Origin of the sequence: Bacillus sp. DX4.1 (genome assembly GCF_030348195.1) — a bacterium.
In the GTDB taxonomy this organism is placed as follows: domain Bacteria; phylum Bacillota; class Bacilli; order Bacillales; family Bacillaceae_G; genus Bacillus_A.
The window spans coordinates 4,941,850-4,960,205 of the sequence record NZ_JAUCFT010000008.1; the positions used below are offsets into that span (position 1 = coordinate 4,941,850).

16 protein-coding genes are annotated in these 18,356 nt (G+C 34.8%); 6 read left to right on the forward strand and 10 right to left on the reverse strand.

The window, feature by feature from the left end; all coding sequences use genetic code 11:
* Window positions 1-5 precede the first annotated feature (5 nt).
* Entirely contained in the window at window positions 6-1,304 is a 1,299-nt protein-coding gene (locus tag QUF99_RS28100; protein WP_289374475.1) for an MFS transporter, read from the forward strand.
* 161 nt (window positions 1,305-1,465) lie between these two features.
* Here QUF99_RS28100 and QUF99_RS28105 read toward each other — a convergent pair whose 3' ends face one another.
* The 3 genes from QUF99_RS28105 to QUF99_RS28115 form a co-directional block, all read right to left on the reverse strand.
* Window positions 1,466-2,536, reverse strand: coding sequence for a nitric oxide synthase oxygenase (locus QUF99_RS28105; RefSeq protein WP_289374476.1), 1,071 nt, complete (start codon window positions 2,534-2,536; stop codon window positions 1,466-1,468).
* A 524-nt stretch (window positions 2,537-3,060) separates the two neighbouring features.
* On the reverse strand, window positions 3,061-3,921 hold the full coding sequence (locus QUF99_RS28110; RefSeq protein WP_289374779.1) for an NAD-dependent epimerase/dehydratase family protein: 861 nt from the start codon (window positions 3,919-3,921) through the stop codon (window positions 3,061-3,063).
* A 203-nt stretch (window positions 3,922-4,124) separates the two neighbouring features.
* Entirely contained in the window at window positions 4,125-4,724 is a 600-nt protein-coding gene (locus tag QUF99_RS28115; protein ID WP_289374780.1) for an AmiS/UreI family transporter, read from the reverse strand.
* Window positions 4,725-5,309: 585 nt separating this feature from the next.
* Between QUF99_RS28115 and QUF99_RS28120 the strand changes: the two genes are divergently transcribed.
* Window positions 5,310-5,645 (forward strand): SPW repeat protein, encoded by a 336-nt coding sequence (locus QUF99_RS28120; RefSeq protein ID WP_289374478.1) that lies wholly within the window; start codon window positions 5,310-5,312, stop codon window positions 5,643-5,645.
* Between the two features lie 169 nt (window positions 5,646-5,814).
* Here the strand turns inward: QUF99_RS28120 and trhA are convergent, their stop codons facing one another.
* Window positions 5,815-6,462 (reverse strand): PAQR family membrane homeostasis protein TrhA, encoded by a 648-nt coding sequence (trhA, locus tag QUF99_RS28125; RefSeq protein ID WP_289374480.1) that lies wholly within the window; start codon window positions 6,460-6,462, stop codon window positions 5,815-5,817.
* Between the two features lie 189 nt (window positions 6,463-6,651).
* On the opposite strand from trhA, the gene QUF99_RS28130 reads away from it, so the two are divergent.
* Both QUF99_RS28130 and QUF99_RS28135 read left to right on the forward strand, forming a co-directional pair.
* Window positions 6,652-7,215: a DUF1836 domain-containing protein gene (locus QUF99_RS28130; RefSeq protein WP_289374482.1), complete on the forward strand. Its 564-nt coding sequence runs from the start codon at window positions 6,652-6,654 to the stop codon at window positions 7,213-7,215.
* Window positions 7,216-7,267: 52 nt separating this feature from the next.
* The gene (locus tag QUF99_RS28135) at window positions 7,268-7,591 is read left to right on the forward strand and encodes a DoxX family protein (protein WP_289374484.1); all 324 of its coding nucleotides are present in this window, start codon (window positions 7,268-7,270) and stop codon (window positions 7,589-7,591) included.
* 75 nt (window positions 7,592-7,666) lie between these two features.
* Here QUF99_RS28135 and QUF99_RS28140 read toward each other — a convergent pair whose 3' ends face one another.
* From QUF99_RS28140 to QUF99_RS28155, 4 genes are all read right to left on the reverse strand, one after another.
* Window positions 7,667-9,112: a DEAD/DEAH box helicase gene (locus QUF99_RS28140; protein ID WP_289374486.1), complete on the reverse strand. Its 1,446-nt coding sequence runs from the start codon at window positions 9,110-9,112 to the stop codon at window positions 7,667-7,669.
* Between the two features lie 168 nt (window positions 9,113-9,280).
* Window positions 9,281-10,558 carry a C4-dicarboxylate transporter DctP gene (dctP, locus tag QUF99_RS28145; RefSeq protein ID WP_289374781.1) on the reverse strand — a complete coding sequence of 426 codons (1,278 nt, stop codon included), beginning with the start codon at window positions 10,556-10,558 and terminating at the stop codon, window positions 9,281-9,283.
* Window positions 10,559-10,681: 123 nt separating this feature from the next.
* Window positions 10,682-11,380, reverse strand: a complete 699-nt coding sequence (locus tag QUF99_RS28150) for a response regulator (RefSeq protein WP_289374488.1) — start codon at window positions 11,378-11,380, stop codon at window positions 10,682-10,684.
* Window positions 11,370-12,971, reverse strand: a complete 1,602-nt coding sequence (locus QUF99_RS28155) for an ATP-binding protein (protein WP_289374490.1) — start codon at window positions 12,969-12,971, stop codon at window positions 11,370-11,372. Before QUF99_RS28155 ends, QUF99_RS28150 begins: the two co-directional genes overlap by 11 nt.
* 87 nt (window positions 12,972-13,058) lie before the next feature.
* On the opposite strand from QUF99_RS28155, the gene QUF99_RS28160 reads away from it, so the two are divergent.
* Together QUF99_RS28160 and guaC are read left to right on the forward strand one after the other, a co-directional pair.
* On the forward strand, window positions 13,059-14,132 hold the full coding sequence (locus QUF99_RS28160; RefSeq protein WP_289374492.1) for a TRAP transporter substrate-binding protein: 1,074 nt from the start codon (window positions 13,059-13,061) through the stop codon (window positions 14,130-14,132).
* 276 nt (window positions 14,133-14,408) lie between these two features.
* The gene (gene guaC, locus QUF99_RS28165) at window positions 14,409-15,392 is read left to right on the forward strand and encodes a GMP reductase (RefSeq protein WP_289374494.1); all 984 of its coding nucleotides are present in this window, start codon (window positions 14,409-14,411) and stop codon (window positions 15,390-15,392) included.
* A gap of 196 nt (window positions 15,393-15,588) precedes the next feature.
* Here the strand turns inward: guaC and QUF99_RS28170 are convergent, their stop codons facing one another.
* Both QUF99_RS28170 and QUF99_RS28175 read right to left on the reverse strand, forming a co-directional pair.
* A complete protein-coding gene (locus QUF99_RS28170; RefSeq protein ID WP_289374497.1) occupies window positions 15,589-16,467 on the reverse strand; it encodes a radical SAM/SPASM domain-containing protein in 879 nt (292 codons plus the stop codon).
* Between the two features lie 679 nt (window positions 16,468-17,146).
* On the reverse strand, window positions 17,147-18,202 hold the full coding sequence (locus QUF99_RS28175) for a glycosyltransferase family 2 protein (protein WP_289374499.1): 1,056 nt from the start codon (window positions 18,200-18,202) through the stop codon (window positions 17,147-17,149).
* Between the last annotated feature and the right edge of the window lie 154 nt (window positions 18,203-18,356).

The window sequence follows — 18,356 nt, forward strand, 5'->3', positions numbered from 1 at the left end:
TAATGATGAACGTAACAGGTGAAGTACAAGAAATAGCAGAAGAATCGAGAGCAAAACGATATAAAACGTTGCTTGGTTCTGCACTCGGTTATGCGGCAGAGGGCTTAGATATGCTGCTCTTATCTTTTGTACTCGTTTATATTTTGAAGGAGTTTCATTTAACACCAGTAGAAGGTGGTAACCTTATGCTAGCAACAACAATTGGTATGCTAGTGGGCTCTTATTTATTTGGATTTATCGCTGACTTATTTGGTCGTATTCGAACAATGGCATTTACTATTTTATTATTTTCATTAGCAACAGCACTTATTTATTTTGCAACAGATTATTGGCAATTATTAATTCTTCGCTTTTTAGTAGGCATGGGCGTTGGTGGGGAATTTGGAATTGGTATGGCTATTGTAACGGAAACATGGTCAAAGGAAATGCGGGCAAAAGCAACTTCTGCAGTCGCACTTGGATGGCAATTTGGTGTTCTAGTTGCCTCCTTACTTCCTGCTTTCATCGTTCCGCATTTTGGCTGGAGAGCTGTATTCTTATTCGGCTTAATTCCAGCTTTATTAGCAGTATACGTTCGTAAAAGTTTAAGTGAGCCAAAAGTATGGGAACAAAAGCAACAGTATAAAAAAGAATTACTGCAAAAGGAGTCACAAGGAAACTTAACGTCTAACGAAGCAGAACAGTTAAAACATATGAAAAAATTCCCGCTGCGCAAATTATTTTCAAATAAAAAAGTAACAATCACAACAATCGGTCTCATTATCATGTCATTTATCCAAAACTTTGGATACTATGGCATTTTCACATGGATGCCTACGATTTTAGCAAATAAATACAACTATACATTAGCAAAAGCAAGCGGTTGGATGTTCATTTCAACAATCGGTATGCTAATTGGAATTGCAACATTTGGAATATTAGCTGATAAAATCGGACGCCGCAAAACATTTACGATCTATTACATTGGCGGTACAGTGTACTGCTTGATTTACTTCTTCTTATTCACAGATGCAACATTATTATTATGGGGAAGCGCCCTGCTCGGTTTCTTTGCCAACGGTATGATGGGCGGCTTTGGAGCTGTCTTAGCAGAAAACTACCCGGCAGAAGCGCGTTCTACAGCTGAAAACTTCATTTTCGGAACAGGCCGCGGATTAGCAGGTTTTGGCCCAGTCATTATCGGCTTGCTCGCTACAGGTGGTAACCTACTAGGAGCTTTATCACTCATTTTCATCATCTATCCAGTCGGACTGATTACAATGCTCGTATGTGTACCAGAAACAAAAGGAAAGGTATTGGACTAAATTTGAACAGAGGAAACTTCCAACCGCTCCCCAAAGGGAATTGAAAAAATTGTGATTTTATGAATCCTTTCCTCTTATTTACCAATACATTCTTACTACTCATGAAATGGAACCAAATAAAAAAGCATTGAAATCCTTGATTTCAATGCTTTTTTAACAAATTACTCATGAAAGAAATTCGGTGTAAAGATTTCATTCGGATAAGGTTTATGATATATATGCGTCGTAGCTGGAGATAACGGTGGGATTAACCAGACCCAATTTCCTGTTACAACACGTCCACAAGCTGCTTCTTGCTTCTCAAACTGTTGAAATTGCTGGGCTGCCGTATGATGATCAACAATACTTACCCCTTGTTTTTTGAATGAATGTAATACAGCTACATTCAATTCGACTAACGCCTTATCTTTCCACAATGTACTGTTTCGAGAAGTATCTAAACTCATGATTTCTGCAACAGCGGGAAGCAAATTATAGCGATCATGGTCAGCTAAGTTGCGAGCACCAATCTCCGTTCCCATATACCAGCCGTTAAAAGGAGCAGCTGTATACGAGATACCTCCAATTTCTAAGCGCATATCTGAAATCATTGGTACACCATACCATCTTACACCTAATGATGAAAATGGGTATTCTGGATGTTCAATTTCGATCTCTTTTACGTCTTCTTTAGGAACTGGTATGCATACAGGCTCGTTTCCATCAATAGAAAATACGAGCGGCAATACATCAAAATGTGTTCCTTCACCATTCCAACCGAGCTCTTTACAAGACGTTGTAAACGAAATTGAATTAGAATCACCAATGACCCCCGCTGCTGTTTCGTACCCCGCATAGCGAATCAACTGATGATTATAAATTCGAATGTTATTTTTTTCCCCACTATGCTGCTTAAAAATGGTAATGGTCGGCTTAATCTTCCCATCATTTGTTGCATAGCGAATATGATGAATTAATGCGTTATATACACCTTCTGTATCGTTTACTTCACGGGCATCTAATATGTGCATTTTGTTCCAAAAAAGACGACCTATGCAGCGATTGCTATTGCGCCATGCCATACGAGCACCATGAACAAGCTCCTCAAACGTATGCTCATACGTTCCTGTCTCCAATATTTCCGCTTCTATTTGAACTAAGCGTCCTTCTATATCAAGATCTTTACCAAGCTCTTGATAGCAAACTGTAATAAATTTTGTTGCTTCCTCTATTAATTGTTTCATTGTAATCATAGAAAATCTCCTTCTATATAAATACAAATTAAAAAACCGACATAACCCCCCCTTCTTTTTAGGCGGGAAAGAGCATCCGGCCATGCATAGAAGCGGTCAGTTCCTTTTCCTACCCCACGCCAAGTGCAAACAAAGAGAGAAAACGAGTGCAGGTCACCTTTTGTTATCCATAGCCGCGGCTTATATGTCGAAAAACCAGAATGGATTTATATACTTCATAAAGACATTGTTACCTTACAGTATAGCAAAAAGGGAGGTGGTAACAAACAAAATGAAGTTGTTTCACCTTCTTCTACAACCAACAAAATGTACGAATTTTTCCATAAAATTAATATAATTATACGTTTTATTGTTGACTTATATGTCTTCATTTCATTTACCCAAATTTTCATATGACTATGATGAATTGGGGCTGTATATGGAGACACTAATTATTCGTATAAGGTAATTTAGTAATATGAAAGTAGTATCATCGAAATCCTCCATGTCCCTCGGGTTGCCGCCAGAAGATATATGAATGATTACTAAATTATATCAATGTAACGTTCTAATAAGTTGTATATGTCGCCCTTCAATTCTCTAAATTGAAATCCTAATGCTTCTGCTCGTGTATTATCTACAGTGCAATTCGTCAATCCATTATACGGAGCTACATTCTCTCCCGTTTCTTGGACGATAGCTTCCACTCCTGTATTCTCTTCTATAAAATGAATCACTTCCTGCATCGTAATAACCCCATTATTACATGCATTAATGGGTCCTCTTACATCTACTGTACTTAGCCATGCTAGAAATTCTCCCGCTTCTTTTGCGTGTATAAAAGACATTTCACCTTCTATATCTTCTACTACAAAAGGCTTTTGCTTCACAATGTTATCAACATAGAAGTACAATCTTTTTGTGTAATCATCACCTCCAATTACAACAGGAAAACGAACTGAAACAACTGGAAATGTAGCATGTGTAAACAGCACGGCCTCCGCTAACCTCTTCCCTTCGCTATAAGAAAAATCATGCCTATTTCCATAGATGATGGGATATGTATATGGATTGAAATCTTCTTCATTTAAATAACGTGCTGGCTTATAAATAGCCATCGAGGATGTAACGATATACTTTTTTACTTTGCCGTGTAATACATTGCATATTATCTTTGCAGTATTTGGACTATAACAAAGGTTATCATACACAACATCATAACTTTCCCCTGTTAATTTTTCTTTTAGTGCTTTCTCATCTTCTCGATCTACGATAATTCTCTTTACTCTTTTACCAAATTGATCTCCTGCAATTCCTCTCGTTGCAATTGTTATATCATGCCCATCTTGCAAGAGCCTTTCAACTAGTCTTTTTCCAAAAAATCTTGTTCCACCCAATACTAATATTTTTTCAAATTCACCATTCTCCTAATCATTTGAGTTGTTCATGATGACTGAATAAGTTGTTGTTACTTTATTATAATTGAATTTATTATCATTTATATATATAAAAACAGGGATCTCATTTATAAGATCCCTGCTTTTTGATTTCATTTAACCGCATTCTCTCTAAACCATTAAAATTCATTTGTACATTCATCTCTTTATGTTTAACGTTTTAACGTTGCTTTTAATTTAAAAGTAAGATAACCAAAATAGATAATAGAAAGGATTGATACATATACCCATGCTTCGTATACAAATGGAGTTTCCCATACCCCCATGAAATATAGAAGAGATGGAAGTGTTAGTGTCACCCACGACTGTACAAATGCTATCCTTCCCAGGTATTGATTTATATCCTTTCTTTGTACATTTAATACATAGAACAAATACCAAAGGAATGCCCACATAAACCACGTTAATGCATTAACGATATCATGAAATTGGACAATCGATACAATCATATAGAATAGCGCAATGATAGCTACCCATAAGCAAAACCAGCCCAATCCATTACTACTCATTCCTGCAATGAAGGTGATTCCTACATATAAGTAAGTCAAACCAAATAAGAAAGTTGCGGCATATGAATAAACCGTCCAATTGCTTTGATCAGAAACTACAATTAAATAAAACGGAATTACAATTTGTAACACTCCTACAAACAAATTAAAAATGCCTACACTCTTTTCTTCTGCCTTTCCTAGTATAACAAGGCTATTTAGAAACAGTGCTGCACCTGAAAGTAATAATCCAACATAACCCATATGCATTCGAGTGAAAAGCAATAGTGCTCCCCTCTGCCTCCTCATATTATAAATTCGTCTTAAAAAGAATATAACAACAAAAAATAACGCCTCAGCTCCGATAACATGTAACAGAGGCATTTCCTTTTGTTGTAGAAGTTTCGCTTTATACACGCTTTAAATAAAACGCTTACAAAAAAACTTAACATATCGAATATTAGGTAGATTCTCTCTTCATCTACTACTGATCTAAAACTTCTCCTGAAAACGATACCATCATCATAACAGCATCAACTCAAAAAATAAATACTAAAAATACTGGAATAAAACGCCATAAAGTGAAACTTTAATCAGCCCTCGCCAATCGGACTTTTTTACAGGTAATTTATCCTCTACCTAACTTCTTTGCTTTTTGCTGAACTTTGAGATGGGATTATTACTGCCCGCGAATAGCGGGATAAATAATGAAGTCTATGCTTATTTACAATGTACATAATTGTTACGAAATAATAATTCAATTTTTGATGCAATTTTTCATATGTCCAATCATATAATTTATCAAACAAAATATTTCATACTATCAACTTCATGGAGGGAGGTGACATGATGAAAACAAGAAGTGCATTAATTGGATTAATTGGTTTATGGTTTATTATTGCGCCATGGGCTCTTGGATTCTCCGATAATGACAAAATGCTTTGGTCTAGTATCATTATAGGTCTTATTCAATCCATTGTTTCACTTTGGGGTTATGGTAAATTCGGATGGAATTCCTGGCAACATTGGGTATCCCTACTGACAGGAATTTGGTTCATTATTTTTCCATTCACTTATTCATTATCAAGCGGTGAATTCTGGGCAAGTATTATTTTAGGGGCTATTACAGTCCTATTTAGTCTGTGGAATTTAGGCTCCGCTGAACAAAGTACAGATTTGGAGTAAATGTTTATCCCGCATTAACAGGCAGGAATCCCCACTAAATAAAAGTCCCACTTTATATTAGCCCCTCTGATGAAATAATAGAGGGGCTTTTTAATTTGTATTTTCCTATACTTAAACAAGTCGTTCACTCAACAGGTGTATTAACGCGGAAAAACCTACATACCTCTTCCTAAATTACGTAGAAGTAAACACATAAAAAGTGAGCTAAACTTCCAAGTAAAACAAAAATATGAAAAATTTCATGATGACCCATATATTTAAATTCTAACCATCTTGGTTTGGCACCATAAATGAATCCACCAATTGTATAGAAGATCCCACCAAGCACTAAAAGCATAATGCCATTGCTACTCAAATTTTGTGATAACGGCGCAAAGAAGAAGATAATTAACCATCCCATGACAAGATAAATAGCTGTCGATAACCACCTTGGACAACTAAACCAAAACATTTTAAAAGCAATTCCACATACAGCGGTTGCATAAACTAGCGTGAATAATAGTAAGCCGTGTTCAGCTTGTAATGTAATTAAACAAAAGGGTGCATATGTGCCCGCAATTAACATAAAAATCATGGAATGATCCAGTTTTCTAAAGAAATAAATAACACGTTCATTTGCCACAACCATATGGTATACAGTTGAAGCACCATAAAGAATCATCATCCCCACTCCAAACAGAATAACCGCTGAAATTGTAGGAACAGAAGGCATTTTCACAGAAACTTTTACGACCATGGCAAGAAGAGCAACAAATGATAAAACTGCGCCTCCTAAATGCGTAAACGCATTAACTGGTTCTCTTACATAAGTATTCACATTAACAACTCCTTATATAATTACATGTAGTTTTGATAACTACATGTAATTATATAATAATCAAATGCAGAGGTCAACATTTACAAGTAATTCGTTTCGTAATACTATAATTGGATATATAGTGGTAATTACAGAGAGTTATTCCCACTAACTAAATTCACATTATTCCTATAAAGGTGAGGGTTTCATATGGAAAACGTAAACGATTTACTGGAAACATTACATTTAGAAAAAAAAATTACACTTGAAGATATTCCTAACGTAGATTTATACGTGGATCAAGTCGTTCAGTTATTTGAAAACAACTACAATCTGGCGACGAGAACCGCTGATGAAAAAGTACTAACAAAAACAATGATTAACAACTATGCAAAAGGAAAGTTATTCATCCCTATAAAAAATAAGAAATACTCAAAAGAGCACATGATCTTAATTAGCCTCATTTATCAATTAAAAGGCGCGCTCTCCATTAACGACATCAAAAACTCTTTAGCTGGTCTCAATGAAAAATTAGTAAACGAAGACGATTTTGAACTAGATGCACTTTACAAAAGTTACCTTGATCTTACAGAAACAAATGTTGAAAACTTTAAAAAGGACGTTAACAATCGGATAGACGAAGTAAAAGCAGAGGCAGCTACTTTTGAAGATGAAGACCTTGAGAAGTTCTTATTACTTACCTCTTTCGTAACAATGAGTAATATGTATAGACGCTTAGCAGAAAAATTGGTTGATGATTTGAAAGAATCTTAAACATAAAAGAAAGCCACCTATTTCTAGGTGGCTTTCTTACGTTATTGTTCTGATGCTAACGCTCGTTTTAATATGTATGTTTGTACTATCGGTTTTTATGAAAGTTTCACGCACAAAATCAATGGTCCACCATTGGAATGAATATCGCTATCCAATGTGGTTTATGAACGTCACTGCATTATTCGAGCTAGCCGGGGTAATTGGAATGATTGTATCATTTTGGATTCCAGGCATCTTACCGTATTCTGCAGCCCTTTTTATTGTTCTTATGCTGGGTGCCTTGCATGCTCATCTCTTTCGGGCAAAACATAAGCCTGTTATGGCACTTAATGCTTTCATCATGCTTGTGCTTCCTATTGTGGTTATTTTGTTTTAGAAAGACAAAATATACGATGAATAAGTACATCCTATAATAAAAAAACTACCCACCTGTTATAGTGGGTAGTTTCTTTTACTTAATGGCCTCATGAACTTTTAACTGCTTACCTTTTATCGTCGTATTCTTCATTACCTTTAAGACAAGAGGGCCTTTACCATTTAATATATCAACATACGAAACATTATCCTGTATCGTAATAATTCCAATATCATCCGCTGCCACTCCCGGAATTTTTGCAATGGTTCCAACAAAATCTACCGCTCTAATCTTCTTTTTCTTTCCGCCATTGAAATAGAGTTTCATGATTTCTTTATTTAATCCTGCACTCTTATCTTTTTTAATCGTTGGTCTAGCGTTGATTTTCTCCTCAAAAGCAGCCTTTCCTTTTGTAACGTCCTCTTTTGACGGAGCATCCATTTGCGGGATTTCAAAACCAATATACCCTTCAATTTCTGCTAAAAATTTCTTTTCGTAAGGTGTTACAAATGTGATTGCTTTTCCACTTTTACCAGCTCTACCTGTTCTACCTGTTCGGTGTACATAGCTTTCTTTCTCTAATGGAATATCATAGTTGATAACATGTGTAATATTATCAATATCAATTCCTCTCGCGGCTACATCTGTAGCAACTAAATAGCGGAATTCTCCTCTTTTAAAATCGTTCATTACATCAAAACGATCTTCCTGAACCATACCTCCGTGAATTTTATCACACGGATAGTTTGAATGATTTAATTGTCTAAACACATGATCCACTTGTTCTTGCGTCCGGCAAAAGATAATACAGCTATCTGGATTTTCAACAGTTGTTACATCTTTAAGAAGAGAAAACTTAGCTTCTTCTCTCACTTCTAAAAGGGCATGTTCAATTTTATCTGTCGTAATTCCAGTTGCTTTAATCTCAATATTCATTGGAGTTTCCATGTATTTATGAGATAGTTTTTCAACATCTTCTGGTAATGTCGCAGAGAATAGCATCGTCATTCTATCCGTAGGTAATTCCTCAATAATTGCCTCTACTTGATCAATGAATCCCATATTCAACATCTCGTCCGCTTCATCAATCACAAGATATTGTAAACGATCTAAAGCAAGTGTTCCTTTTTCAATATGATCTAACACACGCCCTGGAGTCCCCACGACTACATGTGTCTTTTGCTTTAATTCTAATTTTTGTCTAGCAAACGGTGATTTTCCATACACAGCAGTCGCTTTAATACGTTTAAATCTTCCTATATTCGTGATATCCTCTTTCACCTGTGCAGCAAGTTCCCTAGTTGGTGTAAGGATTAACGCCTGTGGTTTATTTTCTTCCCACTCAACCAGTTCACAAAGCGGAATACCAAAGGATGCTGTCTTACCACTCCCTGTTTGTGATTTCACAACAAGGTCTTTTTTTTCTAGTGCAACTGGAATTACTTTCCCTTGCACCTCCGTTGGATGTTCATATTTCAAGCTAGCAAGTGCTCTTACAATTTCTTTACTTAATGCATAATCTGCAAAACTTTTTTTACTCATGTAGTAACCTCATTTTGTTATATATTCTTTTATTTATTTTTCACCATCTTATAAACATCATATGCGTTATTGCACCATATTTCATTATACTTGAGTCTACCTCTAAATTGGGATTAATATATATTTCAAAATAAAAAGCAGACTTATCATTAAGTCTGCTTTCCCGCCCTATACAGCTTCTTTCGTCTCCCTCAATACTTTCATATTAGAAATAGCTTCTGCATGTTTTACTTCATCAAATTCATTTTCACTCTTTGCAACAATCATTGTAGCAATTCCATTTCCAATTAAGTTTACAATCGCTCTTCCCTCACTCATAAAACGATCCACACCTAGAAGCAATGCTAATCCTTCTAAAGGAATAACCTTTAATGCCGCTAACGTAGAGGCTAATACAATAAATCCACTTCCTGTTACACCAGCAGCGCCTTTAGATGTTAGCATGAGCACTAAAATAATTGTAATTTGCTGCCCAATCGTTAAGTCTACACCAAATACTTGTGCCAAAAAGACAACCGCCATCGATAAATAAATAGATGTACCATCTAGGTTAAAGGAATAGCCTGTTGGAATAACAAGGCCCACAACGGATTTTGAACATCCATATCGTTCCATCTTATTCATCATTCTTGGTAATACAGATTCTGAAGAACTTGTTCCCAATACGATTAATATTTCATCTCGAATAAACTTTAAATAATTCCATAAACTAAATCCATATATCTTACAAATAATATTTAAAATGACAAACACGAATAAGAACATCGTAATATATACTGACATCATCAATTTTCCAAGTGGTACGAGTGAAGCAAGCCCAAAATGACCAATTGTGTAGGCCATTGCACCAAATGCGCCAAGCGGAGCTGCCTTCATTACATAACCAATAATTTTAAAGAATACATGTGAAAGTTTATCCAAGAAATCGATTACTGCTTTTCCTTTTTCTCCAAGAGCCGCTAGCCCAACTCCGAATAAAATCGAGAAAAATAATACTTGTAAAATGTCACCCTTAGCGAACGCATCAACCATATTAGAAGGAACAATATGAGTTACAAAATCGATCCAATTGATACCTTGTCCCCCGCCTTGTGTATATTTTGATACGTCTCCTTTAGCAAGCTCATTAAAATTAAGACCTTCTCCTGGCTTCATAACATTTACGACAATTAACCCAATAATCAATGCAAATGTTGTTACAACCTCAAAATAAATAAAGGCTTTTCCTCCAACTTTACCAACCTTTTTCATATCTCCCATTTTGGCAATACCAAGTACAATTGTTAAGAATATAATCGGTGCAATTACCATTTTTACAGCATTAATAAATGTGTCACCTAATGGCTTCATCTCTTTTCCTACACTTGGCCAAAGAAGCCCGACTAACACACCTAGTGCAATCGCCGTTAATACTTGAAAGGTTAAATTTTTGAACAGTCGTTTCACCTTCAACTTTTCTCCCCCTTTTGTTTTGAAAACTTTCCTATCCCTATGTTTTAAATAATGATAGCGTTTTCAGTTAAAAGTGAGAAGTTTATGGTCATAACGAATGTTTTGGTCATTTTGGTCTCATTTTTTCACTTCACGAAATACATAACGATTAATTGGCCTTCCAACTCCGCCATATTGAACCGCTAAATGAATCAAACCGCTTTTTTCTAGATAATCTAAATAGCGCCTAGCAGTTACTCTAGCTATCCCAATTGCACTTGCAACTTCTTCTGCCGAACGCGGTTCATCTTGTGTTTTTACATAATCCGCAATTTCATTTAATGTAAATTCATTTAATCCTTTCGGTAAGTTACTTTCTATTTTCTTAGATCGCCCAGAATATAATAATAAATCAAGCTGCTCCTGCGAAATCGCCCCAGATTCTTTCAAACTCATCCTATATTGCCGGTATTTTTCTAAAGCTTGCTGAATTCGATACAATTTAAATGGCTTAATAATATAGTCCATAGCCCCATTTTGAAGCATGAGTTTAATTGTTTCTCTATCTTTTGCAGCAGACACAACAATGACATCTGGTTCTAACTCTTGTTTTCTAAATTCCTGTAATACTTTAATACCATCTTTTTTCGGCATAAAAATATCTAAAATCACAAGGTCTGGATTCATTTCTTTTACGAGGTCAATTCCTTCCTCACCATTACTAGCAACAGCGATTACCTGAAATCCACTTACACTTCTTATAAACTCTTTATTTACTTCCTGAACCATTGGATCATCTTCAATTAACAGTACTTTGATTCCCGCTTTACCTGTCATACAATTCCACCCCTATCTCCATTGGAAAAGTAATGATAAAAGAAGTTCCCTCACCATAAAAAGATGAGACTCTAATTTCCCCTCTCCCTTTTTCAACAATTTGTTTTACTAAAAAAAGCCCATAACCTGTACCACTAATTTTATTTACAGTAAATCCTTTCTCATAAATCCTTGGTAAGTATTCCTCACTTATGCCGCATCCACTATCCTCAATCAATATCGCGCATACATCTTCTGACTGTTCAATACTAATATCAATTCTTTTATTCTCTACCTCAGTTTGCTCAAATGACCCGAAGGCATTTTCGATTAAATTTCCTAATAATACAACGAAATCATGTTGGTCTAATTGATATGGGAATTTTTCTAAATAACTATTTTGATCAATACTCACCTGAATCCCAAGCTCTTTTCCCCTGCTTACTTTACTTAATAAAAGACCTGCAACAGCATCATTTTTAATTGTCTCGTTTAGAAAATTAGTCACACTCTCCTGCTCTTCTGATGTGTTATATGCAAGCTGTAATGCCTTATCAGCTTTTCCAAGTTGAATTAACCCCGCTATTGTATGAAGTTTATTCATATGCTCATGGCTTTGTACCCGGAGTGCTTCTACAAATGTCTTCACCCCAGTTAGTTCCTCAGCAAGTTTTGTAACCTCAGTGCGATCTTGGAAGATTGCTACAGCCCCAATCAACTCATTATCCTTCTTAATTGGTATACGATTGCTTAAAATAACCTTGCCACTTACTTTTATCTCTTCATTGTATACTGGCTGATTCTTCTCCACGATTTCTGGAAGCCTTGTATCCTCTAGCACTGTACGAATCGGCTTTCCTACAACATCTCCATCCACACGAAAAACCTGCCTTGCTTTCTCATTGAAAATCGTAATAATTTCTTGATTGTCAATTGCAATCACACCCTCATTAATTGAATGAAAGGTTGCTGTTCTTTCTTCTAGCATTCTTTTAATTTCAAACGGCTCCAATTGAAACATTTGCTTTTTAATATGATTAGCTAGCATTAATGAACCTATTAATCCAAATATTAAAGTTAATATAACAATAAAAGAGATCTCTTCTGCCAGTCCCAGCATAATCTCCCAAAAGTTTGGTACCTTATTTCCTACAACGACAACCCCAATTTGATTTAAATTTTGATCTTTAACAGGCATAAATGCACGAATTACAGTACCTATTTCTCCCTTTGCTTTTGAGAAATAAATATGCTCAGCAAATGCCGGCTCTTCATCCGCTCCCTTTGAAGGTCTCCCAATCATTTCTTTTACGGGATGAGAATATCGAACATGCTCCATATTCATTACTACAATATAATCTGTTTCATTAATCACCCTAATATTTTCAACAACAGGATTTAATGTAAACCAACCGTGTTTTTCCTGAAGAGATTTCTTTACATCTGATAATTCAGCTACCGTCCGTGCTGTATTCATCGATCTAATCCGGAGCTCTTTCTCTTCTTTTTGTTGAATATTTGCGATGATAACAATACCACCTATAAGCAATGAAAAAATAACTACTACATAGGATAAAATTGTAATTTTCCAGCGAATCGGTAATTGTTTCATTAACCATCCCCCTTTCATCTAAAAGCACCTTTACGAATTAAAATCTTCTCGGTATGCTTACCATAACAACCTAAGAGGAGGTTTAAGATGAAAAAAACAGCTATTATCATACTCTTTTTCATCGCTTTCATTGCTAGCTCTTTCTTTGTAGGGTACCATAACTTTTTTTCTCAAGATGCCATTTCGTATGACGATGATCAAGAAGGACTTAAAGAACAAATTGTTTTTAAATTTAGCCACGTTGTTGCAGAAAATACCCCTAAGGGACTTGCTGCCAGTAAGTTTGCTGAACTTGTTAATGAAAAATCAAATGGCGATATAAAAATAGAAATTTTCCCCAACGGAAGCCTATATTCCGATATAGAAGAAATCCGCGCATTAAAGGCTGGACAAGTTCATTTTATTGCTCCCTCTACATCAAAACTCGGCATGTTATCTCAAGAATGGGGCGTCTTGGATTTACCATTTGCTTTTCCGAATTATGAAGCCATTCAAGAAGGCTTAAATGGAAAAATTGGAGAACAATTACTTCAGTCCTTACAAAAAGATAACATTAAAGGTCTTGCCCATTGGTCAAATGGATTTAAACAAATTACCTCGAATAAAGGACCTATTTATACCCCAAAAGATATACAGGGACAGTCCTTTCGCATTATGCAAAGTGATGTAATTCAATCTCAATTTGATTTACTAAAGGCTGACGCCCATCAAGATTCCTTTAACTCCACATATAAATTAATTGAAAGTGGTAAAGTTGATGGTGAAGAAAATACAATTTCAAATATCTACTCTAAAAAATTCTATAACGTTCAGAACTATTTGACAATTAGTAACCATGGATATTTAGGCTATGCCGTAATGATGAATCAAAAAACATGGAGTCAACAGACTGAGAAAACGAAGCGAATATTACTTGAAGCAATGAAAGAAGCCACCGCTTGGAACAATCAACAAGCCAATCGAATGAATGAAGAACAACTCGAGCTTATTAAACAAAATTCACCCATCCAAATTCATAAACTAACTGATGCAGAAAGGAAAGAATGGGAAAAGGCACTAGCCCCTATATATGAAGATCTTGCTCCTATCATTGGGGAGAAATTGGTGGAAGATATGAAGGAATTAAAACATAAATATGAAGTGGGAGCAGATGGGGAGTAATGCTCCTAAATAAAGTGAAACTTTAATCAGTGAGGTTTTCTTCATCCCCCACCTAACTTCATTGCCTTTGCTAAAGTTTGAGGTGGGGGTATTACTGCCCGCGAATAGCGGGATAAATTTGTTAAAATTTCGTTCTAATATAATTAAATTTCACACCTATATTTAATATATAAATGCTAAATACTTTGACTTACTGGGAAAAATAAGGTACATTATCAAATGAACGAACATTTTTAGTTATATACAATAAAACATTCGTATTTAGGGGTGTAAATGATGGAAAACGTATTCGACTATGAAGATATTCAATTAATCCCTGCAAAATGTGTGGTAAATAGCCGCTCTGAATGTGATACAACTGTAACTTTAGGTAAACATAAATTTAAACTACCTGTAGTACCTGCAAATATGCAAACAATTATAGATGAAAAGATCGCGATTTACTTAGCGGAAAATGGTTATTTCTATGTAATGCATCGCTTTGAACCAGAGAAACGTACATCTTTTATTAAAGATATGCACTCGCGTGGATTAATCGCATCTATTAGTGTTGGAGTTAAAGAAGAAGAGTATAGATTTGTACAACAATTAGCAGAAGAACATCTTTCACCAGAATACATTACAATAGATATTGCACATGGTCATTCCAATGCTGTAATAAAAATGATTCAACACATTAAAGAATACTTACCTGAAAGTTTTGTTATTGCAGGAAATGTGGGAACTCCAGAAGCAGTAAGAGAATTGGAACATGCTGGTGCTGATGCAACAAAAGTAGGCATTGGACCAGGAAAAGTATGTATTACTAAAATTAAAACTGGATTTGGCACTGGTGGTTGGCAATTAGCTGCGTTACGTTGGTGTGCAAAAGCAGCAAGCAAACCAATTATTGCCGACGGAGGCATTCGTACACATGGTGATATAGCTAAATCAATTAGATTTGGTGCAACTATGGTCATGATCGGTTCATTATTTGCTGGGCATGAAGAATCTCCAGGAGAAACAGTTGAAAGAGATGGAAAACTCTATAAAGAATACTTTGGCTCAGCTTCAGAATTTCAAAAGGGCGAAAAGAAAAACGTTGAAGGCAAAAAAATGTTTGTCGAGCACAAAGGCTCTTTAGAAGATACATTGATTGAAATGGAGCAAGATCTTCAGTCTTCTATTTCTTATGCTGGTGGAACTAAATTAGAAGCAATTCGTACTGTAGATTATGTTGTCGTTAAAAATTCAATTTTTAACGGTGATAAAGTATATTAAGGGTTATTCACTATTTTAAATGTAATCAATATTGATTGTTATATATAACAAAAAATGAGCAAGGTACTTTATTTAGTACTTGCTCATTTTTTGTTTAGAAGAGGTCCCTATTTAAGTAATTCTTTTTATGATTTCAGCAGAGGTAATGGGTTGGGATGAATTCGTCTAACTTACTCAATCCTGGCCATTTGCCTATCTATTTTCCAAATCTTTTGCGATATCCGCATTTTCTACATAGTTCCTCTACTGCAACTCTTCGTGAAAAACCATCTACAAGATTTGTTGCCCTATCATTTTCAATAATATCCGAGAATGAGGCATCATTAATATTTCCAAGGTTGATAATTCCCTCACCATCTAAACAACAAGGGATAACAGTTCCGTTTGCTAAAATGCCTGCTTGATTTCGAAGACCATGACAGAAGCCCTTTCCATCGTCCTCTTCTTCATGTAACGCAGGCCACTGAAATTCGTAATCTTGATTGATGAAGATGCGATCCGCAATTTTCACGCCACTTCCTGGTACGACCTTCTCTTCAATTTTATAGTTTAAATCAAATTCTTTCTCAATGATTTCTAGTAATTGTCTGTTTCTTTGTATTTCAACATTCGTCTTATTGTCTTGTGAGAGATTCCATAGCCTCAGCGAAACGATCATTTCTGATTGGCTCGTTGCTTCTTTAATAAAAGAAAGTATACTCCTTACATATCCTTCCTTATCTTTAGAACCAGCATGGCCATCAAAGCTATGAAGTGAAAAATTCATCTGCCTTATTGCAGGTTTATTTAATAATTTGTGCTTCCTTTTATTAATCAATGTTCCATTCGTTGTAATATTAACTTTAAACCCTTTTTCATGACTTAAATCTAACAATTGGTCTATTTTAGGATGAAGCAGTGGCTCACCTTTTACATGTAAATAAATGTAGTCTGTGTGAGGTTTAATTTGGTCTAATCTCTTAGAAAAATCCTCCACAGAAATAAATTGCTTCTGCCGTTCTGTTGGCGGACAAAAACTGCATGCGAGATTACATACACTTGTAATCTCTAAGTAAAACTTCTTAAACTTTTTCAACCTCAATTCCCCACTTCTTTGACTACTTAGAACAGGATGAAATATTGTTCTATCACTATTACAGCATAATTTTTCATAAATGGAAACATGCTTATTCAAGGAAACTAATATTACCATTTTCTCTGTTTGGAAGAATACAATTGTATTTTACTCATTACTTATCCTGCTACAATCTAAACAGGGATTCCTCCACTTATTACGACCTATATAAATCCATTTTGATTTTTCGACATACAACCGCGGCTATGGATAACAAAAGGTGACCTGCACTCGTTTTCTCTCTTTGTTTTCACTTGGCATGGAGCAGGAAAAGGATCTGACCGCTTCTATGCATGGCCGGATGCCCTCTCCCACCTAAAAAGAAGGATTTTATGTCGGGTTTTTAATTTGTATTAATATATTACTGTTTAGACAATATTTAGAAGACCATCGGGAAGTTTTCTCCAATGGTCTTCTAATGTTAGTGAACTAGTAGGTAACTATAATATTGTCGAAATTTTAACCAAAAATGTTCCACTATATATTGAATTATCCTAATTATTACGACAAATCTAAAGTGTGTTCCATTTTATACAGTCTTAGGAGATACCCTTACTTAAAAACCTCATTTACTTATGATAAGATTCACCGTACATCATCAAAGCACATAGCTAATTTTGAACATAATATATATTTTGTTTTAACAAACTTTTGAAAGTATATTAAGAAGTAATTTTCTTGGTCTTTCCCTCTTAAAACCCTTCTCACCTAGCTTATAAAGAAATTCTGTATTTTGGTATGCTATTGCATCTAAATAATCTTTTTCAAAATATCTTTGACATCTTTTATTTGATAAAGATTCTCTAATGGAATTATTTGTAACAAATTCGTTTATTTTATTCTTTATTTCTAATTTATCTAATCCACTATAAAACAAGTTAGTTAAGCATGTTTTAAATGTATTAAGAAGCATAACACTGATTCCGTTATATCTCCTTTGTTTACTATCTTGATAATATTCCTCAATAACCTCTTTTTGTATTTTATAACCGTTAACCATATCATCAAACAAATAAGACATGTATTTACTTGTAGTTCCACCTACTCTATAGTAATATAATGGCTTATCAATAATTTTTACTCTATTCGCTTTCAATAACATTTCCAAGTTATAGTAAAGGTCTTCTCCTAGAAAACATATTCTCTCTAAATACTTCCCACTAGTTATTAACAACTCTCTCTTATATAACTTTGCAAATAGATTTGCTGGAAATGGATATCCATGAAGGTATGCAACTGCTAACTCATTTTTTATTCTATCGTCATTGTATATCTTATCCTCTTTAAAATATCTACTCTCATTCTTTTGTCTGATGAGTGCATGATTTCCTATTACTTTGTACATATTACACACTGTAATATCAATATTATGATGAATGGCTTCATTATATAATATTTCAATCGTATTTTTATCAATCCAATCATCAGCATCAACAAACATTACATATTCAGAACTCGAAGCTATTACGCCCTTCCTCCTTGTAGCAATGCACCCTTCATTATTTTTGTTTATCAAGATTATTCTTTTATCCATCTTAATAAATTTATAACAAATATCTAAACTATTATCGGTTGAGCCATCATTGACTAAAATTAATTCAATATCCTTGAATGTTTGATTAATTACAGATGTTATACATTTTTCTAGTTTCTTTCCTGCATTGTAAATAGGTACAACCACACTTACTTTACTCATAAGAACCTCCGAATAAAACTTTAATTATGTGCTTACTTATGATACGGTTCACCGTTACACCTGCAACGGGGGTCATTTTATTTATTTCTTTTTTATTACCCAAAAACATATGTCAACATTTACTTCAAATGCTTTTCTTATCTTACTATTCATT

What these genes read in the sequence shown, in the direction of transcription:
- QUF99_RS28155 (WP_289374490.1), bottom strand. Translation starts at nt 12,971, where the DNA reads ATGAAACAATTACCGATTCGCTGGAAAATTACAATTTTATCCTATGTA.
- QUF99_RS28135 (WP_289374484.1), top strand. Translation starts at nt 7,268, where the DNA reads ATGCTAACGCTCGTTTTAATATGTATGTTTGTACTATCGGTTTTTATG.
- QUF99_RS28100 (WP_289374475.1), top strand. Translation starts at nt 6, where the DNA reads ATGAACGTAACAGGTGAAGTACAAGAAATAGCAGAAGAATCGAGAGCA.
- QUF99_RS28160 (WP_289374492.1), top strand. Translation starts at nt 13,059, where the DNA reads ATGAAAAAAACAGCTATTATCATACTCTTTTTCATCGCTTTCATTGCT.
- QUF99_RS28120 (WP_289374478.1), top strand. Translation starts at nt 5,310, where the DNA reads ATGAAAACAAGAAGTGCATTAATTGGATTAATTGGTTTATGGTTTATT.
- QUF99_RS28105 (WP_289374476.1), bottom strand. Translation starts at nt 2,536, where the DNA reads ATGATTACAATGAAACAATTAATAGAGGAAGCAACAAAATTTATTACA.
- QUF99_RS28150 (WP_289374488.1), bottom strand. Translation starts at nt 11,380, where the DNA reads ATGACAGGTAAAGCGGGAATCAAAGTACTGTTAATTGAAGATGATCCA.
- QUF99_RS28175 (WP_289374499.1), bottom strand. Translation starts at nt 18,202, where the DNA reads ATGAGTAAAGTAAGTGTGGTTGTACCTATTTACAATGCAGGAAAGAAA.
- QUF99_RS28140 (WP_289374486.1), bottom strand. Translation starts at nt 9,112, where the DNA reads ATGAGTAAAAAAAGTTTTGCAGATTATGCATTAAGTAAAGAAATTGTA.
- QUF99_RS28115 (WP_289374780.1), bottom strand. Translation starts at nt 4,724, where the DNA reads ATGGGTTATGTTGGATTATTACTTTCAGGTGCAGCACTGTTTCTAAAT.
- QUF99_RS28130 (WP_289374482.1), top strand. Translation starts at nt 6,652, where the DNA reads ATGGAAAACGTAAACGATTTACTGGAAACATTACATTTAGAAAAAAAA.
- guaC (WP_289374494.1), top strand. Translation starts at nt 14,409, where the DNA reads ATGGAAAACGTATTCGACTATGAAGATATTCAATTAATCCCTGCAAAA.